Raw genomic sequence first — 26,012 nt, 5'->3', positions numbered from 1 at the left:
CCACTAATCCAGCGGCACCACTGAGATTGGGTCGGTGGTCCCGGATTCCGTCACTTCAGTGACCGTTACCTGCAGTTCCGGCTCCGACTCCATTCGCATGGACCGGGCTTGCATCCGTGGCTCGAACTGGAAGCTCTCCAGCCCCTTGATGTTGAACTGGGTGGAGTTGTAGCGCCGGTTGGTGCTGGTGTTCCACTGCGACACCACGATGTCCATATTCTCGATCGTCGAGCCCGGCACGATGTACCCGCCGTACAGCTGCGTGAAGTTATTCTCGTTCTGGGTGACGTTCCACCCGTCCCAACCAGCGACAACGTGCGCGGGCTTCAGCTCATTCCAATCGCGGTCGATGCGGTCGGAGATGCGGATTTCAATCGAGGCGGATGCTGCGTTGAACATGGCGAGGACCCAATGGCCGTCGATAAGGCGCAGCGACATCTCACCCGCATCCGCATTCAGGATCTTGCCCAGGTGCTCCCAACGCTCGGGATGCCCGAAATCGGTGGGGCGAAAGCGCGTGAGGTAGACATCGTCGGCGCGCTTAAACTGCGAGCTCACCATGTAGATCCAGCCGTCAGCGCCGCGTTCCCACGAGATGAGGTTGGCCATGCCGCCCATGTAGTTCGCTGGGAGCCTGCTTATCGACGTCCATGTCTTGCCTTGATCCGTGGACTTCCAGATTTCCGTAGACAGGACATTCCCCACGCCCTCGTTCCACATCGCCTGCATGTACAGCGTGCCGTCGACATTGATGACATCGCTCGGCAGGAGCGTCAGGCCACGATCATTGTGCTGGTACTTAATGAGCTGCTCGACCCTTTTGCCATCATTGAGCGGGCGCTTCATGGTGATCTTGCCATTTTTCATCTCCGCGACCGCGCCCACTGGGCTCATCCACTCGCCATCGCCGAGGTACTGGCCGCGGAAAGAGTCCCCGAAGATGATCGCGAACTCCTTGCCCGTCAGGGGTGCCATTTCGCCGAGGTCTCCCGAACGAAAACCGAGGTGATCCGAGATGCCCGGGCCGAGGAGATCGCCGATCATCGTGACATCCAGGCCCTGATCCTTGTCATACTCCGGGGCAACAGGTTTGGATTTTTCACTGCTGCCGCTACTACCGAAGCTGCTTTGGGCATAGGCGGTTGCGGGTGTCGTTGCTAAGACAAGGACAGTGATCATTCCGAGGGCTTTGATGCGCATGGGGCAGATTGTATTGGGGTTGAGACGCGAGCGCAGAGGGGCCGACCTTGTCACCAACCGTCGTGTCTGTTGACACTTGGTGGCGTGGCTGGAGATTCTACTTTGTAGCCGAGTTTTCTCAATGCCTCCGCTGCGTGCTCGGGGTGATCGCGTACGGAGGCGCTTAGTTGGTGATCGAACCAGACGTTTCGAGAGTCTTGTAGTTTTTTCTCCCAGCCGTGGAGGCCGGTGAAACCGCATTCCTCAATCACGAAGTAGAGGAAGTCTTCGAGGGAAGGTCGGAATCTATGCCCACCAACTGGGAAATGAACCGACTGGATTTGTCCGCCCTTCTTTGCTTTCCCCTTCCCCTTATTTCTTCCAGAGAAATTTTTCATGAGGGCTGGAGTCAGAAGGCCACCCATTCCTGAAAAGTGAATGTGGGCAGCTGGGACGTTGTTCTTCTCGCGTTCATACTCGAACCGTACTCCCGGCGAAGTGTGAACCCTAAGCTCGAATTTGCTGTATTGAACTGTGAGATGCTGTCTGTTCCGGTCACTGCCCATCTGATATCGGATGAAGACTTGGAACAAATCGCTGGGGGGTTTCGTCAATTCCCGAAATGATCCAACTGTTCCATAGCCGTGATAGAGCGGTACTTCAAACTCGGCGACGTAAATTCCATTATCGGCATTCAGATCAACGGAAAAATGTACATCTTCATCATTGAAAGGTAGAGCGCTCGAAAGGGTGGCTTCGATCTGATCAAAGAACTTTTCAATCGCCTGATCATCAAAGCTGGCCATTGAAAACTACTCTCCCAGGAGCAAATCAATGCGACGAAGTTCGTCGTACAGAGCGCGCTCTTCGGTGGACAACCTGCCCATCGAAGCTAAATCCCGAAGGTCGCGCTCGGTCAACGCGGATCCTTCAATAGCGGAGTACTCGCTAATGAAGCGACTTAAGATATCTGATTTGCGCTCGCGCAGTTGGGCATTGTTTGTGCGCCGAATCGTGAGTGGCATATCTACTCCTTTAACTTTGTAACACCCATAATAAGTGAGTGTGCGGACATCTTCAGGGAATTGCATGCGGAAATTAGCGCACGCGTTCGATTATTTCGGTATGTGAAGAAGGCCACCTCATCAAGAGGTGGCCTTCCATAGGGTCGGGATAACAGGATTTGAACCTGCGACCCCGTCGTCCCGAACGACGTGCGCTACCAAACTGCGCTATATCCCGAGGGGAGTAATCCCGCTGGAAAACAACGGTACTCCTGCCCCCAAGAGAGACAAAATTACGATCGCTCAACAACCCGAATGAGGGTCGCAGACGGCCGGCTGAAGATACGGAACGGGACATAAGGCGAGGTACCGAGGCCGTTGGAGACGTACATCCACATGCGCCCGAACTTATGCAGCCCGTTGGCGCGCTTGCGGTCGATCTCGCAATTCGTCACGATCGCGCGCTCTCCCGGCAGGCACAATTGCCCACCGTGGGTGTGGCCGGAGAAGGAGATGTCGTAGCCATCAGCTTCGAAGAGGGAGAGAACCCGTGGCTCCGGGGAGTGCGTCAAAGCGATTCGCAGATCTGCGTCTGGGTTGGGCTGGCCTGCGACCAGAGGGTATTCGTCCAAGTGGTAGTGCGGGTCGTCCACGCCAGCGGCGGCGATGCGTACCGGCCCGACCTTGAATTCGTGTCGGGCGTTGGTGGCATCTCGCCAACCGTGCTCGAGGAAAGCCGCGCGCATGCCTTCCCACGGCAGATCGACTTCCTTCACCTTGCGCTTCTTTCCCACCAGGTAGTTCACCGGGTTGACGGGGGTCGGGGAGTAGTAGTCGTTGGAGCCGAAGACAAACAGTCCTGGTCGGGAGAGGAGCGGTCCGAGTGCGCGCAGCACGGCGGGCACCGCGCCAGGCGAGGAGAGGTTGTCGCCGGTGTTGATCACCAAGTCGGGATTAAGAACCGATAGCGCTGCCACCCAATCCTGCTTCACGCGGTGGGAGGGAAGCATGTGCAGGTCGGAGATGTGCAGGATGGTGAATTCCTTGCCTTCGAGAACTCCGGGTTCTACCAGCGGCACTGTGACCTGCTTCAAACGAAAGCGGTTAAGTTCTGAGTAGCCCCAGCCGAGGGTTGCGAGGCCGGCACCAACGAGGGAGAGCAGGATTTTCTTCACGCCTGTCATGGTACCGGTGCGTATGCTGAAAACCATGAAAACGAAGATTCGGGAAGATTTGAAAACATCCATGAAGGCCAAGGACAAGCTGCGCACGAATACGTTGCGCATGCTGCTGTCAGCCATTCAGACAGCGGAAACCGAAGGCACCAAGCATGAGGCGAGCGATGAGGACATCCTCAAGGTCATCGCCCGCGAGATCAAGAAGCGCAAGGAATCCGCCGAGGTCTACGCGCAAAATGATCGCCAGGACTTGGCCGACAACGAGCTCGCCGAGGCCGAAATCCTCCAGGATTACCAGCCACAGCAGCTCACCGACGACGAGCTCGACGCCCTGGTTAAGCAGGTCATCGCCGACCTGGGCGAGGGCGCACAGATGGGCCCGGTCATGCAGGCAGCCACGAAGGCTGCTGCAGGCCGCGTGGATGGCAAGCGCTTGTCGACGGCCGTCCGCGCCGCGCTATAACCCGTTCTGCTCCAGCAAGTCCCACAGCAAATCTTCCAGGTTTGACGCTGGTGGCGCTGCCGGGGCTGCAGGAGGCGGCGCAACTGGCGCCGGAGATTGCTGGCGAGGCGCTGGAGCCGGTGCCGGCGCCACCGGCTGAGAGCCGTCGGATACTAGGAGGGTGACGGCTGGCTTGGCGTCGCGCAGGTTGGCCAATTTGACGTTGATGACCTGCCCCTTCTTATTCGAAGGCCCGCTCACGTTCTCCACGGTCACCGCGTACCCTTGTGCTTCCAGCTGTGACTTCGCTGCGGCCGACGTCTTTCCTACGACCTGATCTGCGATGGCCTGAGTCTTGCCCTTGATCTGTGCTGGATCGGCCTTGGCCACTGTTCCGGCGGCGGCCCCCGGCGTTTTGGACGCCACCGACATCCAAGTGCTGGTTGGTTCCATGCCACCGAAGAGCGTGCCGTCGTAGCACTGGCGCACTGGGCCGGTACATAGGGACATCGTTTCGGTGCCGTCGTTGTAGATGTACGGCACGGCTGCAAAGTTTGAGTTGAATCCCATGAACGCAGCAGACTGGTGGGATTCCGTGGTGCCCGTCTTGCCGGCGGTCGGGGCGCTCCAACCCCAGTTGTTGGCAGCGGGAGCGGCGGTGCCGTTCTTGGTGTCGTCGCTCATGGCGTCGGCAAGCGCGTGTGCAATGGCAGGCTCCACGGCCTGTTCGCAGGGGGTCTTCTTGAGCTTGATTGGCGCGCCGTTGCGGTCGGTGACGGAGTCGATCGGGCTTGGTTCGCACCAGGTGCCGTCGGAGGCGAGGGTCGCTGCGACGTTGGACAGCTGGAGTGGGTTGACCGAGGTAGGGCCGAGCACGAAGGATCCGAGGTTGTTGTCACCGAAGTACTGCGCGATCGAGGATTTGCCGTCGAAACTGCCAGCTTCGGTGTAATCGCGCAGGCCGAGGCGCACTGCCATATCGACGGATTCCTTGACGCCCGTCTGCTCGATGAGCTTGATGAAAGTCGTATTCGGCGACTGGGCGAGCGCTTGCTTCAAAGTCATCTGGGGTTTGAATGCCGCAGCATTTTCCACGCAGTACTTGCCCGGTGGGCAGTTCTTCGCTCCGCCATCGCCCATCCCGGACACCTCGACGCGTTTGGGCACGTCCAGCACCGTTTCGATGCCCATGCCCTGCTCAATGGCAGCGCCTGCGGTGAAAATCTTGAAGATGGAACCCGCGCCGTTGCCCACGCGACTTGCGGTCTGGGGCAGCATCGTCTCGTTCTTTTCGACATTCAAGCCGTAATCGCGGGAGGACGTCATCGCCAGAATGCGACGCGATTCCTTGCCCGGTTCCACCACGTTGAGCACCTCTGCGACGCCTTGGGCCTGCGGATTAGTGTGCGCGACCACCGCGTTGTGGGCTGCGTCCTGAACTGCAGGATCCAGAGTCGTTTTCACGGTCAACCCCTCGCGTTGCAAGCGCGCGGGATCCAGGCCGTTGCCTTCGAGGTACTTCAGGGCGTAATCGCAGAAGAAGCCTCGATCACCAGCGCCAATGCAACCATTGGGTAAGCGCTTCGGCTGGTCCAGGATGCCGAGCGGGGCGGCCTTGAGCTGGCCCGCTTCCTCAGCGGAGAGGTCACCCGTGGAGACCAGCGCGTCCAACACCTGGTTGCGGCGCTCCGTCATGCCCTCCGGGTTCGTATACGGATTGAGCGCCGACGAGGACTGAACGATGCCCGCAAGCAGTGCGGACTCGGTGACGGATAGCTCCGCAGCGTGCTTGCCAAAGTAAGTTTGGGCTGCCGCCTCGATTCCGAAGGCACCATTGCCATATGGCACCACGTTGAGATATCGGGTGAGGATTTCATCCTTGGACAACTTCTTTTCCAGGTCGGAAGCCATGCGCATTTCGCGCAGCTTGCGGGCGTAACTCGTCTCAGTTGCGGCTGCCTGCTCGGCTTCGGATTCTGCGTCCACCAGCAACAGATAGTTCTTGACGTACTGCTGATTCAGCGTGGAAGCGCCCTGCTCCACCGAACCGGAGGTCAGGTTGGTCACCATCGCGCGTGCCGTGCCACGCCAATCGACGCCATCGTGCTCGTAGAAACGCCGGTCTTCAATCGCGACGATCGCCTTCTTCATAGTCGGGGCAATCTGCTCCGATGGGACATCGACGCGATACTGATCGTAGATCCAGGCGATGGGAGCGCCGTTGGCGTCTGTGATCGTCGAAACGCCTGGTGCGGTGCCATCGGTGAGGTCCGACAGATTCGACTGCATTGTTTCGTTTGTTCGGGCAATGGCGACGCTGGAAAGGCTTGCAGCGGGGGTGAGCGCTGCTGCGCTGACTACACCAGCGGTAATGATCGCGCCGAGGGCTGTTAACAATGACTTCATACTGGACACCCCTATTACCCTACGCAAAAAGTTCCCGCGTGTAGACCCCCGTTTGTGTGACACATTCGACATTAACTTTGGGCTGTGAATACACTTACATACGTCGAATAGTGTTGAAGGAGGCCGAGAGAATGACTGCATCGCTGGTTAATGAGCAGCAGCTGATCGACCGAGGGGAATGGGTGACGCTGGCAAAGTGCCGTGACGGAGACCCAGATGCACTGTTTGTTCGGGGTGCCGCGCAGCGCCGAGCTGCCGCAATTTGCCGCCACTGCCCAGTACTTTTGCAGTGTCGCGCAGATGCTTTGGACAACCGAGTCGAGTTCGGCGTGTGGGGCGGGCTGACTGAGCGCCAGCGTCGTGCCCTGCTCCGCAAGAACCCCCACATCACTAGTTGGGCGGAGTACCTCGCGTCCGGCGGGGAACTGGTAGGAATATAGGCATGACTACTTGGGAATACGCCACCGTTCCGCTTCTTACTCACGCCACCAAGCAGATTCTCGATACCTGGGGCGAAGATGGCTGGGAGCTCGTCTCCGTCGTGCCAGGGCCAAACCCAGAAAATGTTGTTGCCTACATGAAGCGCGAGAAACAATGATCAGTGATCGTCTGAAGGAACTGGGCATTTCCCTCCCACCCGTGGCCGCTCCTGTCGCGGCCTATGTGCCTGCCATTCAGGTAGGCAATCAGGTGTGGACCTCTGGCCAGCTCCCATTCGTGGACGGCGTGCTCCCTGCCACCGGCAAGGTGGGCTGGGACGTTACCCCAGAGCAGGCCGAGAGCCTGGCGCGTACCGCCACCCTCAACGCTCTAGCCGCGATCGATGACCTCGTAGGCATCGACAATGTGGCCCGCGTACTGAAGGTGACCGGCTTCGTAGCCTCCGCTGAAGACTTCCAGCGCCAGCCTGGCGTAGTCAACGGCGCGTCCAACGTGCTTGGTGAAATTTTTGGTGAGGCCGGCAAGCATGCCCGTTCGGCTGTCGGTGTCTATGAGTTGCCACTCGGCTCCCCAGTCGAAATTGAACTCGTAGTTGAATTAGTCGGTTAACATTTCACCAAAAGAGGATAAGCTAGTGAGTATGGAGCACCCTGCTTACAGTCAACTACGTCCTGTCACCGAATCTGTCGGTGTCGTCCTGTGCCCGAATCCGAGCTATAGCTCGCTCGAAGGCACCAACTCCTGGGTCATCCGTGGCCCAGAAGACACCACTAGCGTGGTCATCGATCCAGGCCCGGAAGACGAAGGCCACCTCAACGTCCTCCAGCAAAAGGCCGGCGAGATCGCCCTAACCTTGATCACTCACCGTCACCACGATCATGCGGATTCTATCGATCGATTCCGCCAGCTCACTGGAGTGCCGGTCCGTGGCTTTGAGGCCACCTACTGTCGTGGTGCACAGCCACTTGTTGACGGTGAAATCATCACTCTGCCAGGTCTGACCCCACAGATCGAGGTCGTCCACACCCCAGGCCACACCCAAGACTCCGTGTGCTTCTTCATCTGGAGCGGTGAAGCAGGAAAGTCCACCCTCGAAGGCATCGTCACCGGCGACACCATCGCGGGACGTCACACCACCATGATCTCCGAGACCGACGGCGAACTCGGCGCTTACTTGGTCACTCTTCGCATGCTGGAGGAACGTGGCCAGGATGTCACCTTGCTCCCAGCCCACGGCCCAGAGCACCCCAACACCGCGGAGCTCGCTCGCAAGTACCTTGATCGTCGTGAGCAGCGCCTCCAGCAGGTCAAGGACGCACGCGCAAAGCTTGGCGACGACGCCTCGATCGAGCAACTCGTTGACGAAATCTACACCGATGTCGACCCAGTGCTGCGTGGCGCAGCGGCGCAGTCCACTCGTGTGGCCGTGCGCTACCTCGACTCGCTTTAAGCAAAACTTAGCCCCCGACCCGAATTTTCCTCAGTGGAAAATTCCCGGTTGGGGGCTATTTTTATGCGAACGGGTTGTTACCTGGCGCGCTTGGCTAGGTGCTCTGCGTCGGTAATGAGCACGGACTTGCCTTCGAGGCGGATCCAGCCACGCTGTGCGAAAGTAGCGAGCGCCTTGTTTACGGTCTCACGGGAAGCGCCAACGAGCTGGGCGATCTCTTCCTGGGTGAGGTCGTGGTTGACGCGCAGAGCATTGCCTTCCTGGGCGCCGAAGCGGTTGGCCAGCTGCAGGAGGGTCTTGGCCACGCGACCAGGGACATCGGTGAAGATGAGGTCTGCAAGAGAAGCGTTGGTGCGTCGCAGGCGACGAGCCAGTACGCGCAGTAGCTGCTCGGAGATCTCTGGGTACTGAGCAATCCAGCTACGTAGCATCTCCGAGTTCATGGTTGCAGCCTGAACTTCAGTGACGCACACGGCGGAAGAAGTACGTGGGCCTGGGTCGAAGATGGAGAGTTCGCCGAACATGTCGGATGGGCCCATCACAGTAAGGAGGTTCTCGCGTCCGTCATTAGCGTGACGAGCGAGCTTCACTTTGCCGGTGGTGATGATGTAAAGGCGGTCGCCGGGCTCGCCCTCTTCGAAGATGGTGGTGCCTCGCGGGAATCGAACGGTTTCGAGGTCGCGAATGAGGCTGCCAACTGCGATTGGGTCTACGCCTTGGAAAATGCCAGCTCGTGACAGGATGTCCTGTACGCCTTCCAACTCACTTCTCCTTTTTGTGAATGTCACATGCTACCTAGGTGGTTCTAGAGGCTGCGCAAGTGTTGTTACTGATAAAACCTTACCCGTTATTCGCGAGCGTGTGCACTTTTGGTTGTGACAAAATCAACATTACCTGATCAATGTGAAAATTTAGTCAGAAGTGGTGTTGGTTCGGGTGGAAAAGGACTCAAATTTCTCCATCTGGATGGCGAATACCGCGATGACGATCGGGGTAGCGACGGCGAAAAGAATACTCATAGTGCCCGACTATACTTTGCCCTATGTCCGAAACTCCTCTCGCCACCAAGAGACGTGCGCGGAAAATCAACCGGATGCTGGCGTTGTGTTATCCGGACGCGCGTGCCGAACTGGACTTTAGGAATCCCTTCGAGTTATTGGTGGCCACGATCCTGTCGGCGCAGACCACCGATGTGCGGGTCAATCAAGTAACTCCCGCGCTGTTCCTCAAGTACCCCGCTGCCGAGGATCTCGCCCACGCGAATCTGGAAGAAGTGGAGTCCCTAGTCAAACCGACCGGTTTCTACCGCAATAAAGCGAAGGCTTTGGTGAAACTGGGGCAGGAGCTGTGCGAAAAGCACGGTGGCCAGGTGCCGAGCACCCTGGAAGAGTTGGTACAGCTGCCAGGCGTAGGCCGCAAAACCGCGAACGTGGTGTTGGGTAACGCCTTTGGTATTCCGGGACTGACGGTGGACACGCACTTCGGGCGACTGGTGCGCCGGCTGGGGCTCACTGAGGAGACGGATCCTGTGGTCGTCGAAAAGCGCATTGCCGAGCTGATAGAGCGCAGCGAATGGACCATGGTCTCGCACCGGCTCATCTTCCACGGTCGCAGGGTGTGCCACAGCCGCCGGGCCGCGTGCGGGGCCTGCTTTGTGGCTAAGCTGTGCCCTAGTTTTGGGGTCGCGGGCCCGGCAGACTTTGCCGAAGCGGAGAAATTGGTCAAGGGCCCGGAGCGCGAGCATTTGTTGAGGATGGTGGAGAAGTGACGAACACAGCGAAGTGGTCCATCCTGACCAGCGTGCTGATCCTAGTTGCCCTGGTCTTCGCCGTGCCTCGGTTGCTCGCAGGCCCGGAGGCTCACGAAGAGGCCACGGCTCCGGTAGCCACACGCCCCGACTGCCCTGTCAGCGATATCGGCCACGTCAGCCTGCCGTGCCTCGGCGGCGACGCAGCCGGCAGCAGCCCTAAGCCGACGGTGGTCAATGTGTGGGCGTGGTGGTGCAAGCCGTGCCGTGAAGAGCTCCCGCTTTTCGACGCCCTCGCCGCGCAGCACCCAGAGTGGAACGTCATCGGGGTCCATGCGGACACGAACGCAGCCAATGGTGCGGCACTTCTGAATGAACTGGGATTGCAGCTGCCGAGCTTGCAAGACGATGGCAACCAGTTCGCCGGAACATTTGGACTGCCGGGCGTCGTGCCGATCACTGTCGTGTTTGACGAGCAAGGAAAGCTGGTCCAAAGCTTTCCGGCAGTGTTCGGATCGCAGGAAGAACTCGACAAGGCTGTGACAGAGGCACTGAATAGGCACTGAGGTAGTAATGAATTTCAACGGGATCAACACCGCACTACGACCGAACGATTCGCCCGAGTGGCTGCGCCCACTGGTCGCCAGCGCGAAGAATGGCAGCTTGCTCGGTGGCTTGGGGCTAGAAGACTTCCCATCCACCAAGCGTGCGGCGGTGCTGATCCTGCTCGAGGGCGCCGGGCTTGACGATGCTGCAGTACTACTCACGCACCGCACCCCGACGATGCGCTCGCATTCCGGCCAGGTGGCCTTCCCAGGTGGGCGCATGGACCCCGAAGACCGTGGGCCGGTCGATTGCGCGCTGCGGGAAGCCTGGGAGGAAACCGGGCTGGACCGACGCACTGTCATTCCGCTCGCCGAGCTCGATCCGGTGGGGATCCGCGCCACCGGCAATCCGGTGATCCCGATTCTCGGATATTGGCAGGAGCCACGCGACCTGGACGTGGTCAGCCCGCTCGAAAACGACGACATCTTCCGCGCCCCGCTCACTGACTTGGTCAACCCGGACAATCGGTTCATCGTGCGGAAAGGTAGCTGGAGTGGGCCCGCTTTCTGGCACCGCGGCTACGTTATCTGGGGATTCACCGGGGGCCTCCTGACTGCGATGATCCGCCATGCCGGATGGGAAGAGCCATGGTCCCCGCTGGAGGTTGACCTAGAAACCGCGTTGCGAGGTTCACGCAACGGGGAAATGTGAGAACGTAGAATGGTTTAACCCCACTATTCAAGGAGCGACGTGCAAGGCGCAGACAACCCGGGCTTGATGGTCGATATCGTCCTGGCCGTCATCATCATCGGCGCACTCTTTGGAGGTTGGCGCCAGGGTGCCTTCGCGTCCGTACTTTCCACCATTGGCGTCATCGGCGGCGTCATCGCCGGTGCCGCACTAGCTCCCTGGGTGATGAGCTACACCGACAGCACGGCCTTCCGATTCCTCCTCGCCATCGCGACAGTGCTGCTACTCATCGGAATCGGCAACATGATCGGCGCCATGATTGGCGGAGCGATGCGCCAAAACATGCGCACGATTTCCGCACAGCGTGTCGACTCCGCGATCGGTGCCGTCTTCCAGGCCGCCGCCACCCTCATCGTCGCGTGGCTCATCGCGATTCCGCTGGTCACCGCCGCCCCGGGAGGACTTGCCAAAGGATTAAAGTCCTCCCAGATCCTGCAGAACATCGACCGTATTGCTCCGGAACCGCTGCGCCAGCTCCCCACCCAAATCTCGGCAATGCTGAATGAATCCGGCCTGCCGCCGCTGCTTTCCCCGTTTGAGGAGGCCTCCCGGGTTGAGGTTGCCGCGCCGCGGATCGAGGTGGAGCGGCCTGAGGTCGTCGAGAAGCTTCGCCCTGCGGTGGTACACGTGACCGGCCAGGCCGACAAGTGCCGGCACCTGCTCTCCGGCACGGGCTTCGTCTTTGACGAGGACTTCGTGCTCACCAACGCGCATGTCGTGGCGGGCACCGAGACCGTCAAGCTGGACACGATGCTGGGCGTACAGCAGGCCAAGGTGGTCTACTACAACCCTGACGTGGACATCGCCGTTATTCACGCCCCTGACCTCGGGATCACCCCGATGGGATGGGCGGAGCAGCCGGCTGAGCCGGGATCGGATGCCATCGTCATGGGCTACCCAGGGTCCGGTCCGTTCACTGCCACCCCGGCGCGCGTCCGGGAAATCATCACCATCAATGGCCCGGATATTTACGCAAAGAACCGTCTTGACCGCGAGGCCTACACGATTCGCGGCTCGGTCCGGCAGGGTAACTCTGGCGGTCCGCTCACCACTACCGATGGTGAGGTGCTCGGCATGATCTTCGGCGCGGCAGCCGACAACACTGACACCGGCTACGCTCTCACCAAGAAGCAGGTGCTGGATACCATTGGTGACTACCGCCAGCTGGTCAGCCCAGTGAATACCCAGGAGTGCGTGCTTAAGTAGCCAGCTGGACCTGCTCGGCGAAAGCGACTGGATCCGCCACATAAGGCATTCCGGAGGCGTAGCGCACTGGGACCTCGATCCGGGACGTCCACTTCACGGGCAGTGGCGTGCCGGGCAGCTTCGCGTGCTTAACGCGGGCGTGCTGGGTGCCACCGATTTGATAAGAAAGGGCGCGCAACTCAAGCGTGCGCTCAGTACGCAATGCAGGAGGCAAGGATCGACCGGCGACAAAGTCGGGCAGGTTAGTGGCGGCGCGCGCCAAGAGGAGAGTACGCGGGCTCAGTCGGGTGCGGGCGTCGGTGAGAATGAGGGAGCGGACGCGCTCGGGGTAATTCGCGGCGAGGGACGTCGCTAAGCGCGCTGCAGTGCCCGCCGCGACGATGGTCGCCTTCCCGTGCCCCAGCGCCCGGATCATCCCGGAGATGTCGCCGACGCCCTCCCGGAGCGAATAGCCCATCGGCGGTTTGTCGGACTGGGCGAAGCCACGGGCGGACATGGCTACGACGTGGAAATCGGCTGACAGCGGCTCAAAAAGGTGGCGAAAATCGAACCAGCCACCTAGGCAATCATGCAAAAACAACACGAGTGGTGCCTGCGGGGCCCCGGCCACCGCTGCGTGCAGCCGGGTGCCTCGGGTGTGCACCAACTCGTGTTCAAAAGGCCCCGGGATCGCGAGCACCGCGGGGGATAACGCAGTCACCTGATTTAGGAGTACAGGCCGCGATTCTTGGCTGCCAGCTTCTTCTGAGCCTGGCCAGGAACCAGGTTCTTCATCTCCTGGACGGACTCGATGGTCTTCTCAGGCTTCTTCACCTGCTTGACCTTCTTCAGGCCAACGAAGGCCAGGATGCCAGCGAGGGCGAGCATGATGAGGAAGACGATGAGGAACGCGGCCCAGCTATCGAGCCACAGGGTGAGCAGCTCTGCCAGGAAGAAGAAAAAGAAAAAAGAGCTGTAGAGAGCGATGGTTCCGGCTGCGCCGAACAGGCCACCGCCGATGGCGCCCTTCTTGGCGCTGTCCGCGAGCTCGGTCTTGGCCAGTTCCACTTCGGCGCGGAACAGGCTCGACATCTGGGCGGTGGCGTCGCTCACCAGATCACCGATGGAGCCCTGGCCTGCGGCTCGGGTATCGACGTCAGAAAGCGGGATAGCGTTCACCCGTGGGGCGAACTGGTCGTCGCCTGCGGTGTAGAGCCCCTTGGCATTGCTCACGGTGTTCCTCCTGTTTTAGCGTTCTCGTTGCCACAATCGTGCCACGAAAATTACTTCGGTGCTAACAGTTGGCCATTGTATCGCGCGTAAGCTTGGGAGCCATGTCATTGTTCGACCCCGCGCTGATGGACGAAGCAACGCGCGCCATTGCCGCCGTGCATCGTCGCCCGATTAGCCTGCGTCGCTCCGAGGTCACCTCTTCGGAAGGGGTGCTGCGCGGTGCCAAGCTCTCCGCGCTTATCGACGGCCTACCTGCGGAAACCGCTATTTCTGTCGCCACGCTGCTTGCTCCGGATGCGGTAGAAACCTCGGCCAGAACTTTCCTTCGTGCGCCGTTGCAAATCTTTGCTCGGATGGACGTACTCGCGGGCGGTGACGGTAAGCCGGACTCCAATGTTGCAGCTTTGCAACAACTCTCGCGGGTAATTGTTTCCGGTACCGATTTCCTGCCAGGCGTTGTGCATGTTTCGGTGCTGAGCTCCGGGAGTTTCGGCCCGCGGACTGGCATCATCGCGCGGGCTGCCTCCCGTCTTGCAGCCGTGGCAACTGGTTTTGACCCTCGAGGGTTGACAGTGCCGGAGGTGTATCTGCACCGGCATCGTGCCGAGTACCTGGCCCTTGGCGCTGATTCCTTGAATTTTCAGCTCCGCGCCTTTATCGCCGGCGCAGCCGAGGCAGAATCAATTGCCCGGCTTGCCACCTAGGTTCTTGTTGTACAGCCACACGCCACCAGCTGTGAGCGCCGCTACTGCCGCCACAACTCCCGTGCCGATGGACATCTCCTTGGTGGTTGGCACCGTGAACAGCGGGATTGGGTTCTTGAAGGTCTTGATTTCCCAGTCATTGGCCAGCGCGGCTCGTCTAAGTGTCCGGTCCGGGTTAACCGCCACAGCATTGCCCACGCACTCCAGCATCGGCAGGTCAGTCGCGGAATCTGAGTAAGCGAAGCTGCGATCGAGGTCGTAGCCCTTTTCCTGCGCCAGTCGCTTGATTTCCTCCGCTTTCGCCGGACCCTTGGCATAGAACAGTACTTCGCCGGTGAGCACGCCATCCTTCGTGGCCATCTCCGTGGCTACGATCTGATCGACACCCAGTTCTTTGGCGATCGGCGTCACCAGCTCTGTGGCCGAAGCTGAAATAATGATGACGTCATGGCCGAGATTCTGGTGGAAGCGGATGAGGTCTCGGGCTTCCTCGTAGATAGCGGGGGAGACCACATTCTTCATGGTTTCCTCGGCGATCTGGCGTATCTGTTCGATCTCCCACCCCGCGATCATCGCGGTGAGCTGATCGCGCGTGCGATCCATCTGCTCGCTCGTGTGACCTGCCAGAATATAGGTGGCCTGCGCCAGGCTCATCTGCAGGGCGGACTTCGGGGAAATCAGGCCATTGCTAATGAATTCCTTGCCAAACGCGTAGGCCGAGCTCGTGGCAATAATCGTTTTGTCGAGGTCAAAAAAGGCAGCGACACGAGGCAGTTGCAACTGCCCCTCGAATTCTTGACCATGCGCGTTCACGGCTCCCTAGTGTAGACGAAAAAGACCATTGTCTTCGGGGCGTAGGTGTGTATAATTGGCAGTGCAAGGCCCCGATATACCGAGTGGCCAGCCCCGGCACGACCCCCCTTGTTGTCGGGTAAGAAAATAGGCGGTCCGCGCACACCCCCCCCGAGGCGCGGGCCGCCGTTTCTTTTCTTACTGCGCGGTAACACACTCAGGTGAACTGTCGGACGAACAGCCCGGAGTTATCCACAAAAGTTGTTGAAACCTGAACAAAAACAGGGGTTATCCACAGAGGTTAGCTGTGGCCCCTTTTCTAATTCGGCGCATCCGGCGATCCTAAGCGCATGAAAACAAGCATCATCGTGGCGGTTGGGGATCCGCTCGTACACCCGGAGGCCATGCATATCGCAGCGGCTACGGGCCACACGGTCATCGATGTCCGTAGCGCCGAGGAGCTCAGACGAGTCGCCGGGCGTGGGGAGGCGGTGGTCGTCGATAAGCACATGGCCAGTGACATCGGAGGCGCGCTCGGGCACCCGCGGGTGCTGTTTGTCGCGGCGGATCCGGGGCCGATCGACTGGCAACGGGCATTCAAGGTCGGTGCGTCGGAGGGCTTCGTCATTCCGGCGCAGGCCCCGGAACTGCTGCGTTGCCTCGGTCGGGCGGAAGTGTTGCGGGAGGGCCCTTCGGTGAGCGTTGGGGTTATCGGCGCGGTCGGAGGATGCGGGGCCAGTACCTTTGCGGTTGCACTTGCCCGCGAACTCGGGGAGGGCGCAACGCTTATCGACGCCGATCCCACTTCCGGTGGCCTCGATCTGCTGCTCGGTGCCGAGCACGCTTTGGGGGCGCGGTGGAACGACCTACATCTGACTGCTGGCGAGATCGACCCCGGCGACCTACTTTCCGCATTGCCCCTGGACAACGGGCTTGCGTTTCTGACCGTGCCCCGGGACCAAGGAGCGCTACTTCAGCTCACAGCAGCTGATGTGCGTGCGGCGATAACCACACTGCAGCACAAACCGCTGGTGGTGGATTTATCGATGCGGTTGTCAGACTGGCAGGAGGTCGTCTCGGCATTGTCCGCCGTGGTCGTCATTGTTCCGGCGGAAATTCGGGCTGTTTCAGCGGCGCGACCGTTGGTGGACTACCTGGCAGTCCACATGCAAGGGGCAGATGTTCTTCCCGTTGTGCGCCATCGTGCCTGGTCCGGCCTCAGTAAGGCAGAAGTCGAGCGGCTGGCAAATTGTGAGATTATCGCGGAAATTCCGCAAGCGAATTCGCTGGTCAAACAGGCGGAAATGCATGGTTTTACTTCGTGTCCGCGTCCGCTGCGCAGATCCGTGCAGGCAGTGCTGGGAGCGGGGTAAAAGATGGACTTGATCGGTAGGGTGCAGCTGCAGCTGGCAACAAAGTTTGGGGATCCCGCCACAGTTCCCGCTGCGGATATCGCCGAAGTAGTGCGCGCAGAGGCTGGAGTCATCAGCGACCTGGAGTTGCTCGACATTATGCGGCGGCTGCGCCAGGAATCCAGCGGAGCAGGCCCACTGGATAGGTTGCTCGCGATCCCCGGGGTGACGGATGTGCTGGTTAACGGGCCGGAAGATGTGTGGTTCGATCGCGGCAGGGGCCTCGAACGAGCCGACCTTGCATTCGATTCCGATGCCGCGGTGCGTCAGCTAGCAGTGCGGCTCGCGGTGGCGTGTGGGCGCAGGCTTGACGACGCCCAGCCCTATGCCGACGGTCGCCTCATGCGAGCAGACGGCTCCAGTATTCGCATTCACGCGATAATTCCGCCACTCTCAGACGCGGGCACTTGCATTTCACTGCGGGTCCTCCGCCAGGCGGCGATGACGCTGGATAGCCTCGTAGCCAGTGGCTGTGTCTCGCAAGAGGGGCGTGAGGTTCTCAGCTCGATTGTGAGTGAGCGGCATTCCTTCCTGATTGCGGGTGGCACAGGTTCGGGGAAGACCACGATGCTCTCGGCCATGCTGGCGGAAGTTCCGGAAGACCAACGGATCATCTGCATTGAGGACACAGCTGAGCTTCGTCCGCCGCATCCCCATGTGGTCTCGCTGGTGGCGCGTGGCCGCAACGTGGAAGGCGCGGGCGCGGTGACGATGGCAGACCTATTGAAACAGGCGCTGCGCATGCGGCCCGACCGAATCATCCTGGGGGAGATTCGTGGAGCCGAAGTGGTCGACCTTTTGGCAGCGCTGAATACCGGTCACGAGGGCGGGGCGGGCACGGTGCATGCCAACTCGGTGCACGAGGTGCCCGCCCGGTTGGAAGCTCTAGGGCAATTGGGCGGACTTCCCGCGTCGGCATTGCGCTCGCAGCTGGCGGCCGCGGTGCGCTACGTGGTGATGATGGGACGCACCCCGTCCGGTAGACAAGTACGCGAGATTGCGGCACTGACAAAATCTCTGGAACTAAAGACGGTATGGGCTAACAGTAATGGAGTAGACCCATGCTCGGCATAATTCCATTAATTTTCGTGTGTGTTGTCTGCTCGACCTCCGGCCCCGCTTCCCGGCTCAACTCCAGTCGGCTCTCAATGTTGGTTCTTCTTCCCATACCCGTCCTGATCGTTACTTTTGTAGTCATTCGTGGTCCAGGCCTGGCAATTGCGTTGGCAATGATTCTTACGCTCAGTGGATGGAAAATCGTTCGCTCTCGCAAAAACCGCGCCGGCACCGCGGCCGCCGAAGCGACATCGAAAATGCTCGGCAGCATCGTCGGAGACGTGCGCGCCGGGGCTACCCCTCACGAGGCCATCGTCCACCTGACGCACGATGCGCCCGTGGCTCTGGCAGAGCTGTGCACCCTCGCAGCCCATCGCTGCGCCTCTGGCGTAACACCCGCCGCAGCATTCGTTGACGCTCCGGAGCCCTACCGCGATCTACGTGCCGCAGCGCGGCTGTGGTTGATAGCGGATCAGCGGGGTATCGCCCTAGCCGGACTTCTCGAGCACATGCAGCACCGGATTGAGGCGCGCTTGCGACATGCCCGAGCGACCTCGGCCGCCCTGCAGGGAGCGCAAGCAACCGCGCTGATTCTGTCGGCGCTTCCGCTAGCTGGTCTGGCGATGGGCACTGCCATGGGTGCTCGCCCCTGGCAATTCCTTACCGGATCTATGCTCGGCCAGTCGATGCTGGTCATTGGGGTGTTTCTCGCCTGTTCGGGAGTTGTGTGGGTGGACTGGATCGTCGCCGGTGCTGCCAGGGAACGAGGCGCCAAATGATCAGTCTGAGCATCGCATCGCTAGCTCTGTGGCTTCATCCAAGCCCGCAGATAACCGGGAGAATTGAGGACCTCACAGAGCCTCACGTGCGGGCCCGCGACGGTCCGCACAGCTCACTGGACTGCGCGGCTGACATCGAACTCTACGCTGCTTGCTTGGCTTCGGGCGTGACCCCGGCGCTGGCAGCTAGCACCGCTGCCGAAGTCAGCGTCGTCGCACCCACACAGTGGTCAAGTGTCGCAGCCATGCTCACGCTTGGGTCGCCCGCTGCCACGGCGTGGAGTCCAATGGTGGGCCTTCCACATCTGGAAGAGCTCGCACGCGTTGCTAAGTTCTCGCAGTACACCGGCAGTTCCCTGGTCAGATCGTGCGAAGACATCGCCACCGACCTGCGCGCTCGCAGCGCCGAGGAAGCGACAGCCGCCGCCGAGCGTGCCGGGGTGTTCATCGCACTGCCGCTTGCCTTGTGTTTCTTGCCCGCGTTTCTTGTCCTGGGCCTTTTGCCCATCGTCATCAATCTTGCAACCCAACACTTCACTTAAGGAGAGACATGTTTCACCAGTTCACCGCACGCCTTCGTAACGACGAAGGTATGTCCACAATCGAATACGCCATGGGAAGTTTGGGTGCCGCCGCCCTCGCCGGTGCCCTGTACTTGGTGGTCAAAAGCCAACAGGTTTCCCAAGCGCTCCAGGGCATCTTGAGCAGTGCGCTGTCCAGCGTCCCTGCGTAACCGGCTGGCCAGCGACGACGGTTCCGTGACCATTGAGGCCGCCTTTGGCTTGGCAGGAATTGTCGTGGTCGCCGGAACCCTGCTGTCCGCCATGGTCGCGCTCGCCCTGTACATCTCGGCGGTCGACATGGCGGGCGCAGCCGCCCGCGCGCACGCCCTCGGGGAAACCTTCACCCCTGCGCGAGGCACCGCGCAGCTGACCGACGACGGCACCTGGGCCACTGCAACCGTGACCATTCCTTCGCCACTGATGGAGCTCACGGCCACGGCCACCTATCCACTGGAGATTGTCCATGCGCCAGCACTGCCTTAGCGACGATTCCGGCAACGTTACAATCACCGCCGCCGGCACCATCGCCGCGCTCATTTCCTTAGTGCTCCTGGTCGCTGTGCTGGCCAAAGGCATGATCCATACGCATAGGGCTCAAGTCGCGGCCGAGCTGTCGGCTGTGGCCGCGGCGCATGCGCTGTATCGCGGGGAGGACCCCTGCGCGGTGGCTGACCAGGTGGCCCGGCGCAATGCTGGCGAACGCGCGAGTTGTGATGTCGTTGATGAGGACGTATTGGTGGCAGTGCGCGTCGGAGGGAAGGAGGTTATTGCTCGGGCAGGCCCGCTAGGCTGACCAACGCGCCGAGTAGCTTGATGGCGCCGGCCTTGTCTAGGGGTTGGTTGCCGTTTCCGCACTTCGGGGACTGGATGCACGATGGGCAGCCGCTCTCGCAGGAGCAGCTGCGCACGGTATCGAAGGTGGCGGTGATCCACTCTCCGAAGCGGTGGAAACCACTGTCGGCAAATCCCGCCCCACCGGGGTGTCCGTCGTAGACGAAGACGGTAGGCAGGCCCGTGTCGGGGTGCTGGGCTGTCGATACGCCACCGATGTCCCACCTGTCGCAGGTGGCAAGCAACGGCAGCATGCCGATCGCCGCGTGCTCCGCTGCGTGAAGCGTGCCAGGGACATCGGCATCCGTGATTCCCATGGCGCGCAGTGCCAGCGGGTCAACGGTGTAGGCGACGGCGCGGGTGACCAACGACTGCTTGGGCATGTCCAGGGCGACAGAGTCGAGGACAGTGCCGTCGGCAAGCTTGGTGATGTACGAGGTGACCTGGGTGGTAACTTCCACGTCCACCGCGGCGACCCACACGCCGCCGCCAAGGTCTCGCAGCTGCTCAGAGCCGGGATCGCCGACAATCCGGATATCCGTGGTCGAACGGGAGAACGTAGTCCACTCCGGGGTTTCTGGGCGTGCCAGCGCTAGGCGATCTTCCAGATCGAGCTCCTCGATCACATAGGTTTCGCCTTGATGCATGTACAGCGCGCCGGGATGCACTTGGGAGGGGGCGCGCTCTGAGTCGATTGTGCCTAACAGTCGTCCGGTGGTGGACTCGACGATTACGATCTCCCGCTCCGAAGAGCCGCGCAGCCCAACGGCCTGATGCGCCGTGTCCGGCGTAAGTTGGCCAGCCTCAGGCGGTTCCACAGCGAACCAACCTTGCGGGCGCCGGCGCAAGAGTCCTTCGGCTACTAGCTGTTCCACCACGCGCTCTGCATCCCATTGGGCAACATCGGCAGGAGAAAGCGCCTTCTCCACCGCGGCGCAGTACAAGTGACCGCGCAGTACGAAGGGGTTGGTCGGGTCAAAGACGATCCGCTCGATGGGCTTGCGGAGCAACGCATCCGGGTGGTGCAGCAGGTAGTTATCCATGGGCTCGTCGCGCGCCACGAACACCACGAGCGAGCCTTGGCCACGGCGTCCTGCGCGACCGGCTTGCTGCCAAAAAGAGGCAATCGTTCCGGGAAAACCAGCGGTCACCACGGCATCCAGGCCACCGACATCAATGCCCAACTCCAGCGCATTGGTGGTGGCCACGCCGAGCAAGGAGCCGTCGTCAAGCATGCGCTCGAGCCTGCGGCGATCCTCGGGCAGATATCCCGCGCGGTAGGAGGCAACGCGGCGCGCGAAGTCCGGGCGCCCCATGAGCGTAAGTTCCTCGGCGGTGCGCAGTGCGACCACCTCCGCGCTCCGCCGTGAGCGTACAAAGGTCAGTGCGCGGGCACCTTCGCTGATAGCGCAGGCCATGATGCCCGCGGCCTCGGTGGTGGCGGCGCGGCGCACCGGAGCGCCGTGTTCGCCTTCGGCGCCCTCGATGAACCCGGGCTCCCACAGCATGACGGTGCGCGCGCCGGTAGGTGCGCCATCCTCAGTTACCGCGACTACGGGAACGCCGGTCAGTCGTTCGGCATGTTCCGCAGGGTCGGTGGCTGTGGCTGAGGCGAGGATAAACACCGGGTCGCTGCCGTAGTGGGCCGCTAGTCGACGCAACCGGCGGATCACTAGGGCCACGTGGGCACCGAAGACCCCGCGATACGTATGGCATTCATCGATGACCACGTATTTCAGGTGGCGGAGGAATCGGCCCCACCGGATGTGGTGTGCGAGAAGTGAGGCGTGAACCATGTCCGGGTTGCTGAAAATGAACCGGGATTCGTCGCGGATACTGGCGCGGGCGTCGGAGGGAGTATCGCCATCGTAAGGGGCGGGGCCGATCGACCTCAGCGCCGGGACTTCGCGGGTGAGCCGCAATACCGAGGAGAGTTGATCGCTACCCAGGGCTTTTGTCGGAGTCAGATACAAGGCGCAGGCAGTAGGGTCTTTCTGCAAAGTGCTGAGGATCGGCAGCAGATAGCCCAGCGATTTACCACTCGAGGTGCCGGTGGATACCACCACATTGCGATCGTTGACGGCGTGATTAGCCACCTCCCCTTGGTGCGAATACAGCTGCTTGATGCCGCTGTCCTGAAGATGAGCGCGCAACGGTGGGTAAACCCACTCGGGCCACGGGGCATACGTCGCGGGTTTAGGCGGGATCGTCTCCAGGTGGGTGCACGTGGATTGCGGGTATCGCTTTTGTACAAACTCTGCGATCTCAGTGCCGATCGTGGAAAGCGAGGGACTCGGCAACTTTGTCATGCTTCGACCATACAATTACGCTTAAGAATAAAAAATCTTTTACGCCCTGACCTGCGCTTTTAAAATATTTTCAGTTAGGGACTATCGCTTCAGGAGAATTCGTGACACACTAGGACTCGGTCGCAGCTTTTCCCAGTGCAGTGTTACATAGCGCTCGCAGAGGATTTTGTTTGATTGCGAGCGCTCGAGTCTTTTTACAAAGGCCGAGAGTTCCAAACGGCCCCGTACCTCCAGAAAATATTGGAAGTACTGCATTCGTTTCAAAAGAAATAAGGTTTTATTATGGCACAGGGTACTGTGAAGTGGTTCAACGCTGAAAAGGGCTTTGGTTTCATTGCTCCAGCTGACGGATCCGCAGATGTTTTCGTTCACTACTCCGAGATTCAGGGCAACGGCTTCCGCACCCTCGAAGAGAACCAGCAGGTTGAATTCGAGATCGGCGAAGGCGCCAAGGGCCCACAGGCACAGAACGTTCACGCTCTGTAAGTCTTCCTTAAAAGCCCGGTCGCTCCCTTTTTAAAGGGGTGGCCGGGTTTTTGCTTTTTCTAAGGCTTGAAAGTCTGGCTGCGTTAAAAACTGAAAAATAGCCCCGTTTTCGCGCATTCTGCCAAGAAAAACCGACATTAGTTGCCCCGGTGCGTAGTAGAGCCATATATAACTGTGTACGGTAGTCAATTAAACGCAAACCAGACATGACAGAAAGTTGGCGTAAGTGGCAGATTCGAGTGCTGGCGTGAAGCGATTGGTGATCGTGGAGTCCGCGACGAAGGCGAAGAAGATCCAGCCTTACCTGGGCAAGGATTACATCGTCGAAGCGTCTGTTGGACATATTCGTGATCTCCCACGCGGCGCTGCGGATGTTCCGGCCAAGTACAAGAAGGAGCCATGGGCTCGTCTTGGCGTGGATACTGACCACGGCTTTGCCCCGCTGTATGTGGTGAGCGCTGACAAGAAAAAGAAGGTCGCAGACCTCAAGGCGAAGCTCAAAGATGTTGATGAGCTGCTGCTCGCAACAGACCCCGACCGCGAGGGCGAGGCTATCGCCTGGCACCTGCTCGAGGTGCTCAAGCCGAAGGTGCCGGTCAAGCGCATGGTGTTCAACGAGATCACCAAGCCAGCCATCATCGCCGCAGCAGAAAACACCCGTGAGCTGGACGATAACCTCGTCGATGCGCAGGAAACCCGACGCATCCTCGACCGTCTCTACGGTTACGAGGTTTCTCCAGTGCTGTGGAAAAAGGTCATGCCACGCCTGTCTGCGGGCCGCGTCCAGTCTGTGGCTACCCGTGTGATCGTTGAGCGTGAGCGCGAACGCATGGCGTTCAAGTCCGCCAGCTACTGGGATCTCACGGCCGAGCTGTTGACGAACAAGCAGTCCACCCCTGAGAACCCGAATGAGTTTGTCGCACGGCTGGTGACCGTCGATAAGCAGCGTGTTGCGCAGGGTCGCGACTTTAACGACCGCGGCGAGCTCAAGGGCAAGGACGTTGTCGTCCTCGATGAGGCGCGCGCCAAGCAGCTTGCCGACGCCCTGACTGGGCAGGCAATGGCCGTCACCAATGTGGAAGAAAAGCCGTACACCCGCCGCCCGTACCCGCCGTTTATGACGTCGACGCTGCAGCAGGAAGCCGGTCGCAAGCTCCACTACACCTCCGAGCGCACCATGCGCATCGCGCAGCGACTGTACGAGAATGGCCACATCACCTATATGCGTACCGACTCGACCACGCTGTCGGCATCCGGCATTGAGGCCGCGCGCCAGCAGGCCCGCGAGCTTTATGGCGCGCAATTCGTCGCTGATCAGCCTCGCCAGTACACCCGCAAGGTGAAGAACTCGCAGGAAGCTCACGAAGCAATCCGTCCTGCCGGCGAGACCTTTGCGACCCCTGGGCAGCTGCACGCTCAGCTGGACGCCGAGGAATTCAAGCTGTACGAACTCATCTGGCAGCGCACCGTCGCCTCACAGATGGCCGACGCGCGTGGCACCTCTATGAAGGTCACCATCGCCGGTGAAGCGAAGACTGGCGAGCACACAGAGTTCGCTGCCACCGGCCGCACCATCACCTTCCCGGGCTTCCTGAAGGCCTATGTGGAGACCTCCCAGATGGAGGACGGACGCAACGTGGCCGACAACGCTGAAAAGCGCCTGCCAGTGCTCGCTGCGGGCGACGCGCTCAGCGCCAAGGACATCACCGCTGAGGGCCACGCCACGAATCCTCCAGCGCGCTACACAGAGGCGTCGCTGGTGAAGAAGATGGAAGACCTCGGCATTGGTCGTCCTTCCACCTACGCGTCGATCATCAAGACCATCCAGGATCGCGGTTACGTCTTCTCCCGCGGCAACGCTCTGGTCCCTTCCTGGGTCGCATTCGCCGTGGTCGGATTGCTGGAACAAAACTTCGCCTCTCTCGTCGACTATGACTTCACCTCCTCCATGGAGGACGAACTCGATGAGATTGCTGCGGGCAACGAAGATCGCACCCAGTGGCTGAATGGCTTCTACTTCGGCAACGCCGAGGCTCGCGACAACATGGCTGATTCTGTGGCCCGCCTCGGTGGTCTGAAATCGCTGGTCGGCGACAACCTTGAGCACATTGACGCTCGCGAGGTCAACTCCCTCAAGTTGTTTGTCGATTCCGAGGGCCGCGACATCGTCGTCCGCGTCGGCCGCTACGGCCCCTACCTCGAGCGCATCGTGGGCACGCTTGCCGACGGCACTCCCGAGTACCAACGCGCGAACCTGCCCGAATCCACCACGCCGGACGAACTTTCCCTCGAGGCGGCAGAGAAGCTCTTCGCCATCCCACAGGGTGGTCGTGAACTGGGAGTCAACCCGGCCAATGGCCGCATGATTGTGGCCAAGGACGGTCGCTACGGCCCGTACATCACCGAAATGGTGACCGAGGACGAGAAGTCCGCTGTGCAGTCTAAGGCGGAAGAAATCGTGGCGCAGGAGCGCGCCGCTGAAGACGAGCAGCGCAAAGCCGAAGGCAAGCGGGCCAAGAACTGGGATACCAAGACTGCCGCTAGCCAGAAAGAAAAGCGGATCGCGCAGATCATCGAGGAAACCCTCAAGCCGGGCACTGCCTCGCTGTTTTCCACGATGGAGCCATCCACCGTCACTCTGGATGACGCGCTGCGCTTGCTGTCCCTGCCACGCGAAGTGGGCATCGATCCGTCCGACGGTGTGATGATCACTGCGCAGAACGGTCGCTATGGCCCGTATCTGCGTAAGGGCGAGGATTCTCGCACTCTGGCGAATGAAGAGCAGATCTTCACCGTGACCTTGGACGAGGCACGTCGAATCTACTCCGAACCAAAGCGTCGCGGCCGGGCCGCCACCCCTGCGGCACCACTGAAGGTTCTCGGTGACAACGACGTTTCCGGTAAGCCAATGCAGGTCAAGGACGGCCGTTTCGGCCCATACGTCACTGACGGCGTCACCAACGCCTCGCTGCGCAAGGGCGATAGTCCGGAGACCATGACGGACACTCGTGCTAACGAGCTGCTGTCCGAGCGTCGTGCCAAGGAAGCAGCTAATCCTGCTCCGGCGAAGAAGACCACGCGTAAGGCTGGCGCGAAGAAGGCAACGAAGAAGGCCGTGAAGCAGACCACCAAGCGTGTGGTGAAAGCCGGGAGCCGGGCTAAGTAGCCGATCATAATGGCCACAAATGAACAAGGACTTTTAAAGACTGTGAGAACTTCAAGTCCTTAAAAGTCCTTGTGGCTATTGCCGCTTTAGTCCCACGCGATGGGGCGGGCTGGAGATGCCGTTTCGTTGCGGAACCAGGTAGATAGCGGCATGAACGGTATACGGAAGAATGCGCTGATAGCTGGCATAAGACCGTATTCGAAGGAGAGATTCGCGAATGCGATCTGGTAGTCCTTCTTAATTTCAGAGGACATGTGGAGTGTGCCGTCCCATTGTTCCGCCGCAGATACCGCAGGAGCAGTAGAAAACAGAGTCGCCGCAGTGATGGCAGCAACGAGTGCCTTACGCATGTG

The 26,012-nt window shown here is 60.4% G+C and carries 30 protein-coding genes and 1 tRNA gene; 19 read left to right on the top strand and 12 right to left on the bottom strand.

Features of this window, described 5'->3' with window-relative positions; all coding sequences use genetic code 11:
• Window positions 1-3: 3 nt before the first annotated feature.
• The 5 genes from CKALI_RS10805 to CKALI_RS10785 all read right to left on the bottom strand — a co-directional run bounded on the left by CKALI_RS10805 (window position 4) and on the right by CKALI_RS10785 (window position 3,367).
• Complete coding sequence (locus tag CKALI_RS10805; protein WP_156193787.1) at window positions 4-1,044, bottom strand: DUF4185 domain-containing protein; 1,041 nt, start codon at window positions 1,042-1,044, stop codon at window positions 4-6.
• A gap of 206 nt (window positions 1,045-1,250) precedes the next feature.
• Window positions 1,251-1,985 (bottom strand): hypothetical protein, encoded by a 735-nt coding sequence (locus CKALI_RS10800; RefSeq protein WP_156193354.1) that lies wholly within the window; start codon window positions 1,983-1,985, stop codon window positions 1,251-1,253.
• A 6-nt stretch (window positions 1,986-1,991) separates the two neighbouring features.
• Complete coding sequence (locus CKALI_RS10795; protein WP_156193353.1) at window positions 1,992-2,204, bottom strand: hypothetical protein; 213 nt, start codon at window positions 2,202-2,204, stop codon at window positions 1,992-1,994.
• Window positions 2,205-2,347: 143 nt separating this feature from the next.
• Window positions 2,348-2,421, bottom strand: a tRNA-Pro gene (locus CKALI_RS10790).
• 55 nt (window positions 2,422-2,476) lie between these two features.
• Complete coding sequence (locus tag CKALI_RS10785; RefSeq protein ID WP_231580570.1) at window positions 2,477-3,367, bottom strand: metallophosphoesterase; 891 nt, start codon at window positions 3,365-3,367, stop codon at window positions 2,477-2,479.
• 25 nt (window positions 3,368-3,392) lie between these two features.
• Here CKALI_RS10785 and CKALI_RS10780 point away from each other — a divergent pair, with 25 nt between their 5' ends.
• Entirely contained in the window at window positions 3,393-3,824 is a 432-nt protein-coding gene (locus CKALI_RS10780) for a GatB/YqeY domain-containing protein (RefSeq protein WP_407643752.1), read from the top strand.
• Here the strand turns inward: CKALI_RS10780 and CKALI_RS10775 are convergent.
• Window positions 3,819-6,218, bottom strand: a complete 2,400-nt coding sequence (locus CKALI_RS10775; protein ID WP_197079693.1) for a transglycosylase domain-containing protein — start codon at window positions 6,216-6,218, stop codon at window positions 3,819-3,821. The genes CKALI_RS10780 and CKALI_RS10775 overlap by 6 nt on opposite strands.
• A gap of 122 nt (window positions 6,219-6,340) precedes the next feature.
• Between CKALI_RS10775 and CKALI_RS10770 the strand changes: the two genes are divergently transcribed.
• Genes CKALI_RS10770 through CKALI_RS10755 form a run of 4 tightly spaced genes read left to right on the top strand, consistent with a single transcriptional unit; the run spans window position 6,341 to window position 8,100 of the window.
• Window positions 6,341-6,649, top strand: a complete 309-nt coding sequence (locus tag CKALI_RS10770) for a WhiB family transcriptional regulator (RefSeq protein ID WP_156193350.1) — start codon at window positions 6,341-6,343, stop codon at window positions 6,647-6,649.
• Window positions 6,650-6,651: 2 nt separating this feature from the next.
• Window positions 6,652-6,807 (top strand): DUF4177 domain-containing protein, encoded by a 156-nt coding sequence (locus CKALI_RS10765; RefSeq protein ID WP_156193349.1) that lies wholly within the window; start codon window positions 6,652-6,654, stop codon window positions 6,805-6,807.
• A complete protein-coding gene (locus tag CKALI_RS10760; protein WP_156193348.1) occupies window positions 6,804-7,259 on the top strand; it encodes a RidA family protein in 456 nt (151 codons plus the stop codon). The genes CKALI_RS10765 and CKALI_RS10760 overlap by 4 nt, the downstream gene beginning before the upstream one ends.
• Before the next feature lie 31 nt (window positions 7,260-7,290).
• Window positions 7,291-8,100 carry an MBL fold metallo-hydrolase gene (locus tag CKALI_RS10755; protein ID WP_156193347.1) on the top strand — a complete coding sequence of 270 codons (810 nt, stop codon included), beginning with the start codon at window positions 7,291-7,293 and terminating at the stop codon, window positions 8,098-8,100.
• Window positions 8,101-8,177: 77 nt separating this feature from the next.
• On the opposite strand, the gene glxR is transcribed toward CKALI_RS10755, so the two are convergent.
• Window positions 8,178-8,861 (bottom strand): CRP-like cAMP-activated global transcriptional regulator GlxR, encoded by a 684-nt coding sequence (gene glxR, locus CKALI_RS10750; protein ID WP_156193346.1) that lies wholly within the window; start codon window positions 8,859-8,861, stop codon window positions 8,178-8,180.
• Window positions 8,862-9,142: 281 nt separating this feature from the next.
• Between glxR and nth the strand changes: the two genes are divergently transcribed.
• The 4 genes from nth to CKALI_RS10730 all read left to right on the top strand — a co-directional run bounded on the left by nth (window position 9,143) and on the right by CKALI_RS10730 (window position 12,349).
• Entirely contained in the window at window positions 9,143-9,868 is a 726-nt protein-coding gene (gene nth, locus CKALI_RS10745; RefSeq protein WP_156193345.1) for an endonuclease III, read from the top strand.
• Window positions 9,865-10,413: a TlpA family protein disulfide reductase gene (locus CKALI_RS10740; protein WP_156193344.1), complete on the top strand. Its 549-nt coding sequence runs from the start codon at window positions 9,865-9,867 to the stop codon at window positions 10,411-10,413. The genes nth and CKALI_RS10740 overlap by 4 nt, the downstream gene beginning before the upstream one ends.
• A 7-nt stretch (window positions 10,414-10,420) precedes the next feature.
• Window positions 10,421-11,104: an NUDIX hydrolase gene (locus tag CKALI_RS10735; protein ID WP_156193343.1), complete on the top strand. Its 684-nt coding sequence runs from the start codon at window positions 10,421-10,423 to the stop codon at window positions 11,102-11,104.
• Between the two features lie 66 nt (window positions 11,105-11,170).
• On the top strand, window positions 11,171-12,349 hold the full coding sequence (locus CKALI_RS10730; protein ID WP_156193783.1) for a MarP family serine protease: 1,179 nt from the start codon (window positions 11,171-11,173) through the stop codon (window positions 12,347-12,349).
• Here the strand turns inward: CKALI_RS10730 and CKALI_RS10725 are convergent.
• Window positions 12,342-13,049 carry an alpha/beta fold hydrolase gene (locus CKALI_RS10725; RefSeq protein WP_156193342.1) on the bottom strand — a complete coding sequence of 236 codons (708 nt, stop codon included), beginning with the start codon at window positions 13,047-13,049 and terminating at the stop codon, window positions 12,342-12,344. The two genes, CKALI_RS10730 and CKALI_RS10725, sit on opposite strands and share 8 nt — an antisense overlap.
• 5 nt (window positions 13,050-13,054) lie before the next feature.
• Window positions 13,055-13,561, bottom strand: coding sequence for a phage holin family protein (locus CKALI_RS10720; RefSeq protein WP_156193341.1), 507 nt, complete (start codon window positions 13,559-13,561; stop codon window positions 13,055-13,057).
• A gap of 101 nt (window positions 13,562-13,662) precedes the next feature.
• Here CKALI_RS10720 and CKALI_RS10715 point away from each other — a divergent pair, with 101 nt between their 5' ends.
• The gene (locus CKALI_RS10715; RefSeq protein WP_156193340.1) at window positions 13,663-14,265 is read left to right on the top strand and encodes a hypothetical protein; all 603 of its coding nucleotides are present in this window, start codon (window positions 13,663-13,665) and stop codon (window positions 14,263-14,265) included.
• Here the strand turns inward: CKALI_RS10715 and CKALI_RS10710 are convergent.
• Window positions 14,242-15,078 carry an HAD family hydrolase gene (locus tag CKALI_RS10710; protein ID WP_156193339.1) on the bottom strand — a complete coding sequence of 279 codons (837 nt, stop codon included), beginning with the start codon at window positions 15,076-15,078 and terminating at the stop codon, window positions 14,242-14,244. The genes CKALI_RS10715 and CKALI_RS10710 overlap by 24 nt on opposite strands.
• Window positions 15,079-15,407: 329 nt before the next feature.
• Between CKALI_RS10710 and ssd the strand changes: the two genes are divergently transcribed.
• The 7 genes from ssd to CKALI_RS10675 all read left to right on the top strand — a co-directional run bounded on the left by ssd (window position 15,408) and on the right by CKALI_RS10675 (window position 19,660).
• Window positions 15,408-16,430 (top strand): septum site-determining protein Ssd, encoded by a 1,023-nt coding sequence (gene ssd, locus CKALI_RS10705; RefSeq protein WP_156193338.1) that lies wholly within the window; start codon window positions 15,408-15,410, stop codon window positions 16,428-16,430.
• 3 nt (window positions 16,431-16,433) lie between these two features.
• Window positions 16,434-17,543, top strand: coding sequence for a TadA family conjugal transfer-associated ATPase (locus CKALI_RS10700; RefSeq protein ID WP_156193337.1), 1,110 nt, complete (start codon window positions 16,434-16,436; stop codon window positions 17,541-17,543).
• Window positions 17,544-17,617: 74 nt separating this feature from the next.
• Window positions 17,618-18,304 carry a type II secretion system F family protein gene (locus CKALI_RS10695; RefSeq protein ID WP_197079692.1) on the top strand — a complete coding sequence of 229 codons (687 nt, stop codon included), beginning with the start codon at window positions 17,618-17,620 and terminating at the stop codon, window positions 18,302-18,304.
• On the top strand, window positions 18,301-18,846 hold the full coding sequence (locus CKALI_RS10690; protein WP_156193335.1) for a type II secretion system F family protein: 546 nt from the start codon (window positions 18,301-18,303) through the stop codon (window positions 18,844-18,846). The genes CKALI_RS10695 and CKALI_RS10690 overlap by 4 nt, the downstream gene beginning before the upstream one ends.
• Before the next feature lie 8 nt (window positions 18,847-18,854).
• Window positions 18,855-19,037, top strand: a complete 183-nt coding sequence (locus CKALI_RS10685) for a DUF4244 domain-containing protein (RefSeq protein ID WP_156193334.1) — start codon at window positions 18,855-18,857, stop codon at window positions 19,035-19,037.
• On the top strand, window positions 19,012-19,350 hold the full coding sequence (locus CKALI_RS10680) for a hypothetical protein (protein WP_231580462.1): 339 nt from the start codon (window positions 19,012-19,014) through the stop codon (window positions 19,348-19,350). Before CKALI_RS10685 ends, CKALI_RS10680 begins: the two co-directional genes overlap by 26 nt.
• Window positions 19,331-19,660 carry an Rv3654c family TadE-like protein gene (locus CKALI_RS10675; protein WP_156193333.1) on the top strand — a complete coding sequence of 110 codons (330 nt, stop codon included), beginning with the start codon at window positions 19,331-19,333 and terminating at the stop codon, window positions 19,658-19,660. The genes CKALI_RS10680 and CKALI_RS10675 overlap by 20 nt, the downstream gene beginning before the upstream one ends.
• On the opposite strand, the gene CKALI_RS10670 is transcribed toward CKALI_RS10675, so the two are convergent.
• Window positions 19,632-22,007, bottom strand: a complete 2,376-nt coding sequence (locus tag CKALI_RS10670) for a DEAD/DEAH box helicase (protein WP_156193332.1) — start codon at window positions 22,005-22,007, stop codon at window positions 19,632-19,634. The genes CKALI_RS10675 and CKALI_RS10670 overlap by 29 nt on opposite strands.
• A gap of 282 nt (window positions 22,008-22,289) precedes the next feature.
• Between CKALI_RS10670 and CKALI_RS10665 the strand changes: the two genes are divergently transcribed.
• Together CKALI_RS10665 and topA are read left to right on the top strand one after the other, a co-directional pair.
• Entirely contained in the window at window positions 22,290-22,493 is a 204-nt protein-coding gene (locus tag CKALI_RS10665; protein WP_156193331.1) for a cold-shock protein, read from the top strand.
• Window positions 22,494-22,719: 226 nt separating this feature from the next.
• Entirely contained in the window at window positions 22,720-25,659 is a 2,940-nt protein-coding gene (gene topA / locus CKALI_RS10660; RefSeq protein WP_156193330.1) for a type I DNA topoisomerase, read from the top strand.
• 86 nt (window positions 25,660-25,745) lie between these two features.
• Here topA and CKALI_RS10655 read toward each other — a convergent pair whose 3' ends face one another.
• Window positions 25,746-26,009, bottom strand: coding sequence for a hypothetical protein (locus CKALI_RS10655; protein ID WP_156193329.1), 264 nt, complete (start codon window positions 26,007-26,009; stop codon window positions 25,746-25,748).
• Window positions 26,010-26,012 lie beyond the last annotated feature (3 nt).

Source organism: Corynebacterium kalinowskii (assembly GCF_009734385.1).
Classification (GTDB): Bacteria; Actinomycetota; Actinomycetes; order Mycobacteriales; family Mycobacteriaceae; genus Corynebacterium; species Corynebacterium kalinowskii.
This window is presented reverse-complemented; position numbering and strand designations above follow the sequence as displayed.

Bases quoted from the DNA above. Each gene is read 5' to 3' on its own strand.
- CKALI_RS10665 (WP_156193331.1), top strand. From the start codon at position 22,290: ATGGCACAGGGTACTGTGAAGTGGTTCAACGCTGAAAAGGGCTTTGGT.
- CKALI_RS10735 (WP_156193343.1), top strand. From the start codon at position 10,421: ATGAATTTCAACGGGATCAACACCGCACTACGACCGAACGATTCGCCC.
- CKALI_RS10805 (WP_156193787.1), bottom strand. From the start codon at position 1,044: ATGATCGGCGATCTCCTCGGCCCGGGCATCTCGGATCACCTCGGTTTT.
- CKALI_RS10715 (WP_156193340.1), top strand. From the start codon at position 13,663: ATGTCATTGTTCGACCCCGCGCTGATGGACGAAGCAACGCGCGCCATT.
- CKALI_RS10765 (WP_156193349.1), top strand. From the start codon at position 6,652: ATGACTACTTGGGAATACGCCACCGTTCCGCTTCTTACTCACGCCACC.
- CKALI_RS10685 (WP_156193334.1), top strand. From the start codon at position 18,855: ATGTTTCACCAGTTCACCGCACGCCTTCGTAACGACGAAGGTATGTCC.
- nth (WP_156193345.1), top strand. From the start codon at position 9,143: ATGTCCGAAACTCCTCTCGCCACCAAGAGACGTGCGCGGAAAATCAAC.
- CKALI_RS10780 (WP_407643752.1), top strand. From the start codon at position 3,393: ATGAAAACGAAGATTCGGGAAGATTTGAAAACATCCATGAAGGCCAAG.
- CKALI_RS10800 (WP_156193354.1), bottom strand. From the start codon at position 1,985: ATGGCCAGCTTTGATGATCAGGCGATTGAAAAGTTCTTTGATCAGATC.
- CKALI_RS10760 (WP_156193348.1), top strand. From the start codon at position 6,804: ATGATCAGTGATCGTCTGAAGGAACTGGGCATTTCCCTCCCACCCGTG.
- CKALI_RS10700 (WP_156193337.1), top strand. From the start codon at position 16,434: ATGGACTTGATCGGTAGGGTGCAGCTGCAGCTGGCAACAAAGTTTGGG.
- ssd (WP_156193338.1), top strand. From the start codon at position 15,408: ATGAAAACAAGCATCATCGTGGCGGTTGGGGATCCGCTCGTACACCCG.
- CKALI_RS10730 (WP_156193783.1), top strand. From the start codon at position 11,171: ATGGTCGATATCGTCCTGGCCGTCATCATCATCGGCGCACTCTTTGGA.
- CKALI_RS10755 (WP_156193347.1), top strand. From the start codon at position 7,291: ATGGAGCACCCTGCTTACAGTCAACTACGTCCTGTCACCGAATCTGTC.
- CKALI_RS10770 (WP_156193350.1), top strand. From the start codon at position 6,341: ATGACTGCATCGCTGGTTAATGAGCAGCAGCTGATCGACCGAGGGGAA.
- CKALI_RS10670 (WP_156193332.1), bottom strand. From the start codon at position 22,007: ATGACAAAGTTGCCGAGTCCCTCGCTTTCCACGATCGGCACTGAGATC.
- CKALI_RS10695 (WP_197079692.1), top strand. From the start codon at position 17,618: ATGTTGGTTCTTCTTCCCATACCCGTCCTGATCGTTACTTTTGTAGTC.
- CKALI_RS10675 (WP_156193333.1), top strand. From the start codon at position 19,331: ATGCGCCAGCACTGCCTTAGCGACGATTCCGGCAACGTTACAATCACC.
- CKALI_RS10795 (WP_156193353.1), bottom strand. From the start codon at position 2,204: ATGCCACTCACGATTCGGCGCACAAACAATGCCCAACTGCGCGAGCGC.
- CKALI_RS10785 (WP_231580570.1), bottom strand. From the start codon at position 3,367: ATGACAGGCGTGAAGAAAATCCTGCTCTCCCTCGTTGGTGCCGGCCTC.
- CKALI_RS10690 (WP_156193335.1), top strand. From the start codon at position 18,301: ATGATCAGTCTGAGCATCGCATCGCTAGCTCTGTGGCTTCATCCAAGC.
- CKALI_RS10655 (WP_156193329.1), bottom strand. From the start codon at position 26,009: ATGCGTAAGGCACTCGTTGCTGCCATCACTGCGGCGACTCTGTTTTCT.